Raw genomic sequence first — 15911 nt, forward strand, 5'->3', positions numbered from 1 at the left:
ATTCTTATCGGTCGTTCTATTGCCATTAGTTATATATATAAGAATCAATAAAATTAAAATTATTAAAATATTATGTCTATTTATATTAAGATTCCTAATAGATATTTTTTAATATATTTAAATATTCATGGATATATTTTATTTAATATTATTTTTTTTATCATATTGTTTATTTGTATTTAAAAATATCACTATTAAGATATTATATATATTACGATATGTATTTTAATTCTTATCGATAAAATTAACAGGTGAACAAATGGCATATTTGGAAAACAATATTAACAATATTAATAATATAAATAATATTAGTAATATTAGTAATACTAATAATATTAGTAATTTTAAGAATAATTTTAAAAAAAATTTATCTTCATTATTTTTCTTAACAATTTTTTTTGTCCTGTTTTTAGCATTGATTAATTCTACATATGCTTATAATATAGGGGATAATGAAAGTTTAGATGATGGAATTAATAATGCTTTAAACAATACTGATACTGGTGTGTTAGAACTAAAAGAAAATGGAACATACGATGCTCAAAACATCCAGATACAAGCAAATAAAAATGTTACAATAAGGGGAAGTGGAAACGGTTCGGTTATAGATGGTTTAGATGCAAATAGGTTGTTTTATTTAAATAATAATTCAAGTTTATATCTATACAATCTTATTTTAACTGGTGGAAAACTAACTTCAGACAATGGTAATTTCATTTATAATAATGGGGGATATTTATATTTAGAAAATTGTACATTTTCTAATGGAGTTAGCCCGTATTCAACTTCATTACAAGGTGGCATTTATACAACAGATGTAAGTACAACTATCATTGAAAATTGTATATTTAAAAATTGTGATGGCTATATGGGAGTAGCAATAGCTAATTACGGAATTTTATCTATTAATAATTCTGTATTTAGAGATAATAAAGTTCGTTATGGCCTTATCCGTAATAGTGGGCAGATGAATTTAACTAATTCTATTTTTATTAACACTGATGGTAATACATATAGTGGAGGGTATGGTAGTGATGTTTGGTTAAGAGGAAATTCTACTTCTTACCTAACAAATATCACATTTTTAAACTCAAAACCTACTCATGGAGTTGTTAATGGATATACTGATTTTGTTGGAAATCTCATCATTGATAATTGTAGTTTCATTGGATCTTCTTCATGGGGTAGTTCAACTGGAGTTTATATTCAAGGAGGTAATGTTTCAATAAATAATACTCTATTTGATTCAAATTTGGGTAATGCTGCAGCTAGTGGTGGTGCAATATCAATAACTAAATCTCCAATAATAGTCAATATTAATAATTGTAATTTTACAAACAATACTTCAAAAGATGGTTCAGGAATTTATTCTTGGACTGATAATCAATGTATAATTTTCATAAATAACTGTATTTTTAATGGAAATATTGTTAATTCTGCATCATATGGTGGAGGAACAGTTTCTATTGGAGGTAAATCCAAATTTAATATTACAAATAGTACTTTTAAAAATAACAGAGGTATTTATGGAGGAGCTATCTTTATAGCTCAAAAAGACATAATTGCTACTTTAGTTAATTGTAATATAATAAACAATAGTGCAACACAAGGAAGTGGAATTTATCAAAAAGATGGTAATCTAACAGTATTATATTCTATTTTTTTAAATAATACTAACAATGAAACTACTAAAACTATCTATAAATATTATTCTAGTAATAGCTATATGAACCTTGATTATAATTATTGGGGTGAAAATAATTTATCAATTGATGATATTGATGGGATGATGTTAGGTCGTGAAGATTTTGTTATTGTTAATTATTATATAAACTCTATAAATTTAGAATTATTATCTAATCAGGGATTATATATTGATGATATTTTAAAAATTAAATATAATTTTACTATTTCAGATGAAAATGGTCCTGTTGATATTAATTCTTTAAATAATTTTATTGGAAATATTAAAGTAGGAAACCAAAATATAGAAATAAATAATCTCACTGGGGAAATAAATCTTCCAATAAGTGAAATAAATAATTTATATTCCTTGATATTTAGTGGATATGAAGTAGATAATTTAGAATATACTGCACTTCCAAAAGCTGGAAATATAACATTAGAAAACATTTCTGGAATTATTGGAGACACAATTATTATAAATGTGACTTTAAAAGATTATAATGGTAATTTATTAGCTAATAAAGAAATTGAATTTTACATTGATAATATTTTAATCGGAAAAATCAATACTACTCAAAATGGAATAGCCAGTATTAGCTACTTATTAACAAAATTAGGAAAACTAAATTTAACAGCTAAATATTCTGGAGATGATTATATTACCTCTGATGTGATAGTTGATTTAATAGTTTCTGAAATTCCTGATACTGAATCTCCTAAAGTTTCAATAAATAAACAAAATGGAACCTATTTTAATAATGTTCAACTATTACTAAATATAAGTGAAAATGGAACTATTTATTACACACTTGATGGTAGTAACCCTACTAATAATAGTAATATATATAATGGCCCAATTATTTTAAATTCTTCAGCTATTATTAAATATATTGGATATGATTTAGCTAAAAACCCTTCAAATATTTATACTAATAAGTATACTGTTCAAAAAAGTGCAATTTCTACTCAAGCTAGTGTTAAATCTGGAACATATAAATCTGACATTAAAGTAACTATTCCAAGTGTTTCTGGAACTACAATTTACTACAAAATTGGCAGTGGTGTATATAAGAAATACAATGGTCCAATTACTATAAAATCTAGTAGTACTTTAAGTTATTACTATAAAGATATTGTAGGTATTAAATCTAAAGTTAATTCAATGAAATATACTATTGATAAAACAAGTCCAAAAGTCTTAGATAAAAATACTAAGTCTTATAAAAAGGTTAAAGCTAAAAAACAAACATTAAAAATCAAATTTTCAGAAAATGTCAAAATAAGCTCTAAAAATCTTAAAAAGATCCTTGTTAAAACCAGTAAAGGCAAAAAAGTTTCAGTTAAATTCGCAGTTAAAAACAATTACTTATACATGAAAATACCAAAAGTAACTAAAAAGACCAAATACTACTTAATTATCCCTAAAAACATTGTAAGTGATAAATTAGGTAATTTATTAAAGTCAAAAACAACTTTAAGATATATTAGTCTATAAAACAAATCAAAAAAAAAACATTTTTAGTTAGAAGATAAAAAACATTTTTTATTAAAAAGGAAATTTACTATCTCCTTTTTTTATTTTTTAATGTATTAAATTATATTTTTTCATTTTTTTAATTTATAATCTATCTTTTGATTCTTTTTTATAAAATTTTTAAATAACTTTAAATAACTTTTATAAAACTTTTATAATTAATTTTATGAGTTATAACTACTTTTGACGGGTTTTTTTAATATGGGAGTTTAATGATTATTTTATATCTATTTAAGAAGTTATTAATTATATTTTTTGTATTAATACTGATTCTTAGAATTTTTTTTGTTTATTATTGATTTTTTTGCAATGTTTTTTGTTGGTGAAACATTTATATATTTCTTTTGTATATATTTATTGATATGAAAGGATATTATAGTCGTTATTATTTTTTTATTTTTTAATTTTTTATAATATCTATTCTTAATATTATATCATATGGAGGTAGATATGTTTTCATCATTTTGTAAAAAAGGCTCATTTAATAAAGGATTTAGGTTTTTATTATTATTTTCATTTTTATTTTGTGTTTTTTTATCTCTAAGTAGTGTTTGTGCTGTTTATATAGGTGATGAAACTCAATATAATAGTTCAAGCGATATTCAAAGTATCATTGATAATACAAATGATAATGATACCGTAGAGTTCGTTGGAACTGAATATAATAATTTGTCCTTAAAAGTCGATAAGAATCTTAATATCATTTCAAATGTTGGAACTAAATTTATTGGTTCTAATAATATAACTGCTTTTACGATTGGTTCTAATGTTTCTAGTATTAATATCACTGGTTTTACATTTATAAACTATAAATCTGCTGTTTACTTAAATTCTTGTTCTGATGTTAATTTAAATGGTCTTTTAATTGAAAATTGTGATAAGGGAATAGTTTTAGATAATTCAAATAATGTGTTTATTAGTGATACAATAATTAATGGTGGTAATCAGGGAATTTTGATTAATAGTTCTACTAATTCAGATTTAAAATATCTTAACATTATTAATTCTAGTGGTAATGGTATTTTAATCGTTGATTCGAATGGAACTAATATTGAAAGTTCTATTATTAAAGGATGCGGTCAAAACTCTTCAAATAGTGGTAATTATGGGATTTACATTAAGAATGTGATTTCTTTATTTATTGAAGGTTGTAATATTACTGAAAATCGGAACGGAATTGGTTTAGATTCTGTTAAAAATTTGTCAATATCTGAGTCCCATATTTTTCTAAATGGTGCTCCAACATATAGAAATTATGGTGGTGTAACCTATTTTGAATTTAGCGATGGTGTTGGTTTGAATTTCCTATCTGGTATTTGTGATAATATTTTAATATATAAAAATACCTTTGAAAATGTATCAGTTAGTATTAGCTTTAATACATGGATTTCAAATTTAACCATGGTTGAAAACCTAATTTTTAGTGTTATAGAATCAATTCCAGAAAAAGTAGTTTGGAATACAAGTACTAATCTTGTTTCTAATAATATAATTACTAGTGGACTTGGTGGTCCTCATAATGGGGGAGCAGTATTTCAAGCAAATTTAGTTCGAGGTTTTTGTTGTGGTATTGATTATATTGCAATGCATATCAAGCTTATTAGAACTGGTGTTTCTACTTATACTGCTTATGTTATTAGTGATGCTAATGGTGAAGTTTCAAATAATGTTCCTATTTATACAGATAATGGTACAATTGCAACCAATATTCCAGATGGAATCATGACTTTTACTATAGGTTCTAAAATTTTCCATGTTCCTCTTGTTAATGGTGTTGCTACTTTAACTGTTGATTTTTCAGATTTAACTGGTGATGTTTCTGTTGATTATTATGGTTTTGGTTCTGTTATAAATTGGGATAGGGAATTTGAATATATGGCTCCTATTTTTGATAAGGAATATGAAATTTCAGGATTTGGTGTAATACCTGTTTTTGAAGAATTTAATGGTTCTGATGATAATGGTACTGGAGATGGTTCAGGTAATAATGGAGGAGATGGAACTGGAGATGGATCTAATTCAGGGGATGGATCTAATTCTGGTAATGAAGGAGTAGATGGATTTGGCTTTACTCAATCTATGTTAAATCAAGCTCAATCAATTGCAAATTTCTTCTCTTCAAACTCTAATTCCCAAGATTCATCTAAAAGTTCTAATTCCCAAGATTCATCTAATTATCAATCTTCCTCTCAAAGTAACAATATATTTGGGGTTGGTGTAAGCCAAGAATCTTCATCAAGTTCTTCTTCTGGAGGTGCTGAAGGATCTGGAAAAGCTAGTGAAGTCATTGTTAAAGATTCTAGTGTAGATAAAATTATTCAAAATCCGATTAACTGGATAATTATAGCTATAATACTTTTTATGGCTATTTTGTTTGGATATATTAGACGAGGAAAAACTATTCAATAAAAAAATTTATATTTTTTATATATTTTATATTATTTTTTTTTAAAAAAAATCATGATATATTTTAGGAATAATCTTAAAATTACTTTTTTTAGCTTTAAAAGTATTTTTAAGATTATTTTTTATTATAATTTAATAAATTAAATATTTTAAAATCATATTTCTTAAAATTATATTTTTTAAAATTAAATATTTTAAAATTATATTTCTTAAAATTAAATATTTTAAAATTATAATTTGAATTTTAATTAATAATAGGCGAATAATTATGAAGGCGAATAATTATGAATATTAAGTCAATAAAATCAACAAATTTATCAAAAATATTGTTTTCAGTAGTTTTAATTTTATTTTTTGTTTCTGCATTAAATTTTGTTTCTGCAGATGAAAATTTAAATAATGAAACTGGTAATTCTTCAATAGCTACAGATAATTCTCTAGTTAATACAACAAACTATTCGGTTACCACAAAAAACTCTTCAGTTAGCTCCACAAATTCCTCGATTAGTACAGCTAGTTCTTCTGTAAATATTGGGGTTGATTCAAATATCACTCAATGGATTCTTAATTTAAATGTTTCAGGCTCACCAGTTATTAGTTCAGATGGTAATACAATTTATGTTTGTGAATATAATGGTAATGTATCTGCTTTTAACAAAGATGGTTCTCTTAAATGGAAATTTAATACTGGAAATAATATTCTAAACAGCCCTACTATTGGTGAAAGTGGAAATATTTATGTTATAAATAAAGTAAATATTTTATACTCAATTAATCCTAATGGGAGTTTAAACTGGAAATATTCTATTTTACCATTTGGAGATCAAAATTCTGGTTCTTCGCCTGTTCTAGATGAATATGAAAATATTTATTTCACTACAAAAAATGGTACTTTAGGCTCTGTTAATAAAGAAGGTGTTTTAAGATGGAGTATTCAAATTCATGGGTCTGTAAATCAGATGAGTGGATTTAATATAATATCACAACCATATACTCTTGGTACTCCTATTGTATCAAATGGCAGATTATATATAACAGATCTTCATGATTTAGATGCTGCTGACTTTTATCAAACTGGTATTGTGCTTATTTGTGTGAATACAAGTAATGGTAATATTTTATGGGAGAATAATTTTGATCAAAATGGTGCTTCAATTCAATACAATTCAATAGCAGTTGCTAGTGATGGTACTGTTTATATAACAACTTGTAGAAATTGGAATGAAGGTTTAGTTTATGGTAGAATGTTTAATGGGTATTTAAATGGATCTTATCCTTATAATATTTCCTGGGAATATTTTTATATAAATAACACTAGTTTATATGCATTTTCTCCTGAGGGGGATCTTCTATGGAAATGGGGAGATAATAGTACTGGTTTAAATGTTTTTGGTTCTCCAGCTATTAGCTCTAATGGAACTATTTATATAGTTTATCAGGATGCTTTATATGCAATTTATCAGGGTAATATTCTATGGAAATATAATCATAATGGTGTTTCTTCCTCATATGTTAGTCCAATTGTTGATGGAAATGGGGTGATTTATTTAAGTACTAATTCAGGACTTTTAGCTATTAATCCTAATGGTACTCTTAAATGGAAAAAAGTTACAAACACAGTTAAAAGCCCTATAATTATTGGTAATGATGGCACTATTTATTTTTCTGATGAAAGTCATTTATATGCTCTCAATAATGCAACTGCAAATTTTACTTATAATACTTCTAATTTAAATGTTAGTTTTACTGATAAAACTAATGGTAATAATTTTTATTATTATTGGGATTTTGGAGATGGAAATTTTTCATCTGAGAAAAATCCAACACATAAATACGGTATTGGTGGAAATTATACTGTTAGTTTAACTATTTCTACTGGTAGTCATATCAGTATTTTTACAACTATTATCCATGTTGAAGATAAGATAGCTCCTATTATTAGTCTTAATCATCAAAGTGGTAGCTATAATAATATTAGTATTAATGCAACATTAAATGAAGAAGGACTTATTTATTATACTATAGATGGTTTTAATCCTGTCATTGGAGTTAATTTGTGGAATAATTCTTTATTAATTAATAAAAACACTACTCTTCGTTTAATAGCTGTTGATTTATCTGGTAATCCTTCACCTATTTATACTTTTAAATATACTATAAAGAACAATACTAATAATTCTAATGGTACTAATAATAATTTAACAAATACAAGTAAAGCTGTTAAACCTAAAGCTATTATTCTTTCAGATTTAATAATTGTTTCTACTAAATTGAAAAATAGTATTGTTTATGTTAAAGTTAAAAATATAGGGACTGCTACTTCTTCTAATTGTAAATTATTAATTTATTATAATAAAAAATATTATAAAGTTGTTAATGTATCTAAAATAGCTAAAGGTCAAACTAAAATTGTTAAAGTTAAATTTTATAAGAGTTTAGCTAGTAAAACAAAGACTGCTCAGATTAATTATAAAAAATTGTCAAAAGAGTCTGATTATTATAATAATAAGGTTAAATTTAAAAGTTCTATAATTAAAAATTCGAATGTTGATCTTGTTATTACTTCTACTAAAACTAAAGGTTCTTATTGTTATATTAAAGTTAAAAATATTGGTAATTCTAGTTCTTCTAAAACTTCTTTAATTGTTTATTATGGTAAAAAATATAATTCTGTTAGTGTTTTTAAAATCGCTAAAGGCAAATCTAAATGGGTCAAAGTTAAATTTTTAAAGAGTTTAATATATAAAAAGAAATTTGCAAAGATTAATTATAATAAATTGTCAAAAGAGTCTAATTATAATAATAATATTGTTGAATTTAAAAATTCTATTACTCGTAATTCTTATAAGTCCGATTCATCAAATACAAATTCAATTACTGGTGCTGATCTTCTTGTTACTAGTATTATTAGGTTATATTTAGCTGATGAGCATCCAAATGACCCTAAATATTATAATAGTACTATTTATAATGTTACTGTTAAAAATATTGGAGGCAAAGCTGTTGGTGAATCTCAACTTAAAATGGCTCTTACTGATGAACATTATAAAATTATGGATATTCCTAGTCTGAAAGCTGGTGAAAGTGTATCTTTAATTCTCTTCTTCTTTAATGAGGATCATAGGGATGGGCATAATGATTGGGGTGTAGGTTTTACTAATACTACAACTGGTGAGCGTTTAACTAAATATGTTACATTGAATTATAATAAAAAAGCAAGTGAAGATAATTATAATAATAATTATTTCACTTTTAAAGATGACTATTATAAGTATCTACCAGATTTAAAGGTTACAGATATTAAAAGAAGCGATAATATTTATAGTGTAACGATTAAGAATATTGGTACTGCTGTTTCAAAAGCAAGTCAGCTTATAATATGGTATAATGATAATCATATTATGGAAGTTACAATTCCATCTATTGCTGTTGGTCAAAGTATTACAATTAAGATTAATTTCTTCACATACTCTACACACAGCTCACTTTACAAATATATATGGTTAAATTATAACAAAACAATAATTGAAAGTAATTACACAAACAATGCAGTTAAATTTAAAATATAAAAGTAATAATAGAAGAAACAGTAGAAAAAAGAATTTTTAGTTTTTTATTATCTTTTTTATTTTATTATTATTTCATATTTTATTTATTCTTTTTATTATTATTTCATATTTTATTTATTCTTTTTATTTTATTATTATTATTTTATATTTTATTTTTATTTATTTTATTAATATTTTATATTATTTTTTATTTTGTGACAATTAATTGCATATCAATAATCTTTTATAAATAAGTAAAATAATTTGTATTTTAGACTTATAAAATATATAAAATATTTTATAAATAATAAACTAGATTAGTTTATTAATTTTAATTTTTAATTTTCTAATATTTCCTATATTTCCTATATTTCTCCTATTTTTCATTTTTTTTCATTTTTACCCTGTTTAATGTTTCTTTATATTCTTATTATTCTTATTCTTATTCTTATTATATTGAATAGTATATATAATAAAATTAAATTTATAATGTATATATATTAATATGAATCATATAACCGTAACATTTATATCGTAGTGAAAACATATTCATATCATGGAATTATTAAAAAATATATTTTATCATTCTTCGGTTATGTTAAAAATCATATAATCGTATACTAATATTTTTAAGAATTTTATAATATTTTTTATTCGAATTATTTGTTTACTTAATTTATTTTTATTTTTTTATTAATAAAAAATTTTTTAAGGTTTATTTAATTGGAAGTGAATTAATATAAAAAATCTATAATTCATTTGTTAAGATTTATTTAGCTATTTATTTAGCTATTTATTTAGCTATTTTAAACCTTTAATGATTAGGTTTTTTGTATTTAGCTTTCATTTTTTAAATAAAAAATAAAAATTAAATATAAAGGAGAAAAATCAAATATGAAAACTAAAATTCTAATAGGATCAGCTTTGATGCTATTACTATTTGCATGTGCTTCTGGCTCTGTATTCGCATATGATGTTAATGACACAGCTACTGCACAAAGCACTATTTCAAATGCAACTAGTAATTCTGTAGTAAGTTTTGACCCTAATGGAAATTACAGTGGTTTCACTGTAAATGTACCTAGCACAGCTCAAAATCTTACTTTAAATGGTAATGGGGCTACAGTCTCTGGAGATGGAATTAATCACATATTTGTTATTAATAATGCAGTTGGATTTTCATTATACAACTTCAATATAATAGCTAATTCTCAAAATGGTATCAGGGGTAATAATACTGTTGGTTTCACTATGAGTAATTGTACTATTTCAGATGGTAGTGCTGGAGTAAATCTCTTTGGAGCATCTTCAGGTTTCACTATTGTTGGAAATACAATTACTAATATGACTGTTGGAAATGGTAATGGAATATCTTTAGTTCACCACTCTACATTAAGTAATTTAAGTTCTCTTTCACCATCTACTATAGCTAATAACACAATAAGTGATGTTAATTATGGTATGTTTATTGGAGGAAATTTCTTAGGAACTATTGATAATAATGATATTACAGATGCAAGTATTGCTGGAATTCAGTTTGCTGGTAAAATGGCTTCAACAAATGGTAAAGTAAATGTTACTATTAGTAATAACTTTATTAACTCAACAGGAATAGGTTTGGATCTTTTAACTCCTAATTTCCTTTACTTAAATTTAAATAGTAATGATGCAATTCAAGGAGATACTAGTTGTGTTGAGATAGGACCATTAGCTACCTTTAATCAATTATTAGTAAATAATAATGAATTTTTCGGTGACGAAGGTGATTTAGGAGATTTAGCTGATTCATCTGAAGAATGGGATAATAATTTTTTAAATGGAATAGAATATTCTTAATAAAGACATATTAAAAGTTTTTAAATAAATATGAATGGGTTTTAGTTTTAATACTATCTTCCATTCAATAATTTTTTTATTTTTTGCATTGATTTTTAATTTTTAATCTTTTTTTGTATAAAATTTTATTTGAAAATTTTGTTTTAGGTATGTGTTAATAGAAACATTTATATATAATTTTTTAAAAATATTGTTCTATGTGTATATAAGTACATATCGACTTTGAGTTTTTATACTCTTTTTATTTTTTCTTTTTTATTTCTTTTTTGAAAGGAGTTTTTTCCTTTTTATAAAATCTTTGGGGGCGATTTTTAGTGTATATACATGGAAAAATTAAAAAGGTTTATATATTACTTTTTTTATTTTTAATAAAGCATTTTTTTATGAAATGGAGGTAATGAATGAATAATATATTTAAAAAACTCATTTTTTTGAGTTTATTGATTACTGTAGTGCTGATTTCTTCTGGTTTTGTATCAGCAGAAGATACAAACACTACAGAATATAATTATACGGGTCCTGCTGATTCTCCAAGTCCAGGTTACAATGGTGTTAATGGAACTGGTCAATCTAATTATACTGGTCCTCAAACTAATAATACTAAATATAATGAAACTATTTCTTCTGATGTTCCTTCTGATTTATATATTGTCATTGGCTCTGATGGAACAATATATGGTGCAAAAGATAATAAAGTTTATGCTTTTTACGCAAATAACGGCTCTGTTAAATGGAATTACACATTAGATACTAATAATGCCTACTATCCGGCAATTGGAAATAATGAAACTATTTATGTATTTTCTAGCAATAAATTATATGCACTTCATTATAATGGAATAAATGTAACAGAAACATCATATTTAGTTGAAAATAATGCTAATGATATTGCGAAGGTTGTTCCAGTTATAGGTGCTGATGGAACTATATATCTTTATGAATATACTGAGTCAAGAGTAAACTATTTAATCGCTGTTCAACCTAATGGAACTCAATGGAGTATTCAACCGTCCATGGCTTATGCTCCACTTGCAATTGGCTCTAATGGTTATTTATATGTTGGAGGAATCTCTTCTTCTAAAAAAGGTTTATTTATTGTAGATCCTACTGATTATAATAATTATCGAAATATTTTAACTGATTATCGAATTTGGAGTATAACTGTTGCAAATGATGGAACTATATATGTTGTTGGTGATAATAGTAGCTCTTTTTATCTAATTGCTTTGTATCCAAATGAAACTGTAAAATGGATATCTGTTGAATTAAAGTCATTGGGTTATAGTCAGACTGCAACTGGTGGAGCTAATGGAGCTAATACTGGAAGAGTTATTAGTGTATCTAAAACTGGTTTGATTTATTTATCAAATTTCATCATTGATGCAACTAATGGTGATATTTTAAGTATTAATCCATATTCCACCACTCAAAATATTCCTATTGGTGCTGATGGTACTATTTATGTTGCTGGAGATAATAATGTTTCTGCTTTTACTAGTGCAGGGGTGCTTTTGTGGACTTATTTGGTTGATGGTGCTTATAATCCTGTGATTGGTGCTGATGGTACTTTGTATTTTACTGCTGGTAATCAACTGTATGCTATTGCTGATGATGTTGTTCCTCCGGTAGTTGATGTTGGTGGTGTTTCTGGTAGTTATTTTGATGATGTTGTTGTTAATGTAGGTATTGATGATGGTGTTGTTTATTATACTGTTGATGGTACTGATCCTAAAAATTCTACTACTCGTATTTTGCTTGTTGGTTCTAGTATAGTTGTTAATGAGTCTTGTGTTCTTAAGTTTATTGGTTATGATGCTGATGCTATTGGTGAAGGTCAATATTCTAATGTTACAACATTAAATTATGTGTTAAATAAGAATTTTGTAGCTGGTAATGCTTCTATTTCAACTGGTTCTTATTATAATGATTTAACTGTGACTTTACCTTCTGAAGATGGTCTTATCCTATATTATAAAGTTAATAATGGGGTTTATTCTGTTTACAGTGGTCCGATTAGTATTACTGGGTCTTCTACTTTAAGTTATTATTATGAAGATGCTAATGGTAATCATTCTAGTGTTAAATCTTATACTTATAATATTAATAAGAATTATGTTCCAGGAAACCCTTCTGTTACAGCGGGGTCTTACAATAAGAACTTAAAAATCTCTATTCCTAGCCAATCTGGTAAAACATTATACTATAAAATTGGTTCTGGTTCATACAAAGTTTATACTGGTTCAATAGCTATAACTTCAACTTCAACAATCAGTTATTACTTTAAAGATTCTCAAGGAAAAAATTCAAAAGTTAAAACAGTTAAATACACAATTGATAAAACAAGTCCAAAAGTCTTAGATAAAAATACTAAGTCTTATAAAAAGGTTAAAGCTAAAAAACAAACATTAAAAATCAAATTTTCAGAAAATGTCAAAATAAGCTCTAAAAATCTTAAAAAGATCCTTGTTAAAACCAGTAAAGGCAAAAAAGTTTCAGTTAAATTCGCAGTTAAAAACAATTACTTATACATGAAAATACCAAAAGTAACTAAAAAGACCAAATACTACTTAATTATCCCTAAAAACATTGTAAGTGATAAATTAGGTAATTTATTAAAGTCAAAAACAACTTTAAGATATATTAGTGTATAAAACAAATCAAAAAAAAATATTTTTCAGTCAAAAAGGAAATTTCACTTTTCCTTTTTTATTTTTTATTTTTTAATCTATTTTTTCTATTTTTTGTTTTTTAATCTATTTTTTATTTTCTTTTTAATTTATTAATTTATTAATCTATTTTTTCTATTTTTTGTTTTGAGATTAGTATATATGTTATTGTTGGGATTAAGATTATTATTAAAGTTAGAATAAAGTTTAATGTTTCATAATATAGGGGTATTATGAAAATTAATATAAAAAATAAAAATAATATGCTTCCAATTTTTTCTAATTTTTTAAATGAATTATTGAATGAAATACCTAATAATAGATAAACATTGATTAATCCTACATAGAGCAATATAGATAATTTTATATTGGATTCTAAATCAAAATAAGTATGAATGAAATAATAAAATATTAAAACTACTATAAATAATAATAGCAGATTTTTAATATGGATTTTAAATCGATGTTTCATGAATTAATCTTTTTTTTCCTTTTATTATACATATTTTTATTTAAAAAAATATTTGAAGAAAGAGTTTTAAAGTTTTTTTTCTCTTGGGGGAGAATATGACTTTTGGACCCTTCCTTCAATGTATTATAAACTACATTTTTTTATTAAAAATGTAGGATAATATGTTTATAATATTACTTTTTGTTTTTATTTATATTTTTGCATTGATTTTTAATTAGCATTCTAATTTTTATATTTTTAGATAATTATTGTTATAATATGGCAATTTTAACCTTTATCCTAGTTTTTATATTTATTTTCTTTTATTTCTTAAATTTGATTTTATCTTAATTTATGAAGTATTTTATCCTATTTTTTTTATTTTTTATCTTATAATATTATTTTTTATCTAATTTTCTTTTAATATGGATTATTTTTCTTAAATTCTAAGATTTCTCTTTTAAAATATTATATCATGTTTATTACAAACATTATTATTTAATTAAATTAATTTCGCCATGATTTTCATGTTTTTGTGTATTATTATATATTTTTTATTATACTAACATAGAAAAATATATAATAATAAACAATTAAATAATATTAATAATAATAATAATATTTTTAAAACGGTTTTTTAATTGAATTTTAAACATCAAAAGATAAATATTGTATAAACAACACTTAAAAAAATATTTGGGGGCTTTTTTATTAAAAAAAATGATAGAAGTAGCATCAATCCTTTTACAGGAAAAAAACATTTTGATATTTTAGATGATGATAAGTTTTTAAATAATTGTCATAATGAATATTATAAAATTATTAATCAACATGAATTGTTAGATGAAGATGAAGAGGGTAAACTAGTATCAAAAGTTTCTTTAAATTTGATTAATGCAGTTGAAAACCATTTATCAGAAATTAACCGATCGGATTATACAAATAATTATTATGATTGGGAATTTCATTTAGTTTCAGATAATACAGTAAATGCATTTGCTATTCCTGGAGGGAAAATTTTAATATATTCTGGAATTTTATCAATTGCTAATAATGAGGAATCATTAGCATTTATTTTAGGTCATGAAATTGCACATGCATTACTTGATCATTCTAGATCTCAAGTAAGTGCACAAACTGCTAAAAATACTGCAACTACTGCTGCAAGATTAGGTGGTATTGGGCTTGGTTTGTTAGGTTTTGGTGATGTTGGGTCTGTTGTAGTAAATGCTACAAATGTAGCTGATATTGGATCTGAATATTTTTTAATGAAACCATGGGGTAGAAGTCATGAAATGGAAGCAGATAAATTAGGAATGATGATAGTTAAATGGGCAGGATATGATATTAGTGAAATACCTAATTTTTGGCAGAGAATGAGTCAGAATAATTCAAATAAATATGATTTTTTTTCAACCCATCCTTCGGATAATAAAAGAATTGATCAAATGAATAAATTAGTTATAGAACTTTCTAATCAAGAGATTTCTAATGATTTTCCAGTTTTATCAGAAAATAATCCTCAAAAAGATCCAAGTTTTGCTTCTGATTTACCAAAAATCCCTAATCCAAAAATTTCTAATAAAATTCCAGGTTTTGCATCAATATCTAAAAATAATGTGCAAGATCTGAATTTGAAATCAAAAAATTTAATTCATGATGAGCCTGTTATTAATGATGGTCCTAATTTTTGTGTAAAATGTGGAAATTCTTTATCTCCTAATGATAATTTTTGCAGAAAATGTGGAATCAAAATTAAAAGATAATTTTTTAGAGGGATTGAA

The 15911-nt window shown here is 24.3% G+C and carries 6 protein-coding genes; all 6 read left to right on the forward strand.

The genetic code is table 11. The annotated features are described in order from the left end of the window. Positions 1 to 259 precede the first annotated feature (259 nt). Positions 260 to 3181: a chitobiase/beta-hexosaminidase C-terminal domain-containing protein gene (locus tag Q0087_RS04065; RefSeq protein WP_297898399.1), complete on the forward strand. Its 2922-nt coding sequence runs from the start codon at positions 260 to 262 to the stop codon at positions 3179 to 3181. A 489-nt stretch (positions 3182 to 3670) separates the two neighbouring features. Further along, positions 3671 to 5629, forward strand: coding sequence for a right-handed parallel beta-helix repeat-containing protein (locus Q0087_RS04070; RefSeq protein WP_297898400.1), 1959 nt, complete (start codon positions 3671 to 3673; stop codon positions 5627 to 5629). Positions 5630 to 5910: 281 nt separating this feature from the next. Further along, complete coding sequence (locus tag Q0087_RS04075) at positions 5911 to 9195, forward strand: PQQ-binding-like beta-propeller repeat protein (protein ID WP_297898401.1); 3285 nt, start codon at positions 5911 to 5913, stop codon at positions 9193 to 9195. Positions 9196 to 10068: 873 nt separating this feature from the next. Continuing rightward, on the forward strand, positions 10069 to 11010 hold the full coding sequence (locus Q0087_RS04080; RefSeq protein ID WP_297898402.1) for a right-handed parallel beta-helix repeat-containing protein: 942 nt from the start codon (positions 10069 to 10071) through the stop codon (positions 11008 to 11010). Positions 11011 to 11411: 401 nt separating this feature from the next. Next, positions 11412 to 13661: a chitobiase/beta-hexosaminidase C-terminal domain-containing protein gene (locus Q0087_RS04085; protein WP_297898403.1), complete on the forward strand. Its 2250-nt coding sequence runs from the start codon at positions 11412 to 11414 to the stop codon at positions 13659 to 13661. 1302 nt (positions 13662 to 14963) lie between these two features. Further along, positions 14964 to 15893, forward strand: a complete 930-nt coding sequence (locus Q0087_RS04090) for a M48 family metalloprotease (protein WP_297898404.1) — start codon at positions 14964 to 14966, stop codon at positions 15891 to 15893. The last annotated feature ends 18 nt before the right edge of the window (positions 15894 to 15911 follow it).

The sequence above is a fragment of the uncultured Methanobrevibacter sp. genome (assembly GCF_937881195.1).
In the GTDB taxonomy this organism is placed as follows: Archaea; Methanobacteriota; Methanobacteria; order Methanobacteriales; family Methanobacteriaceae; genus Methanobinarius.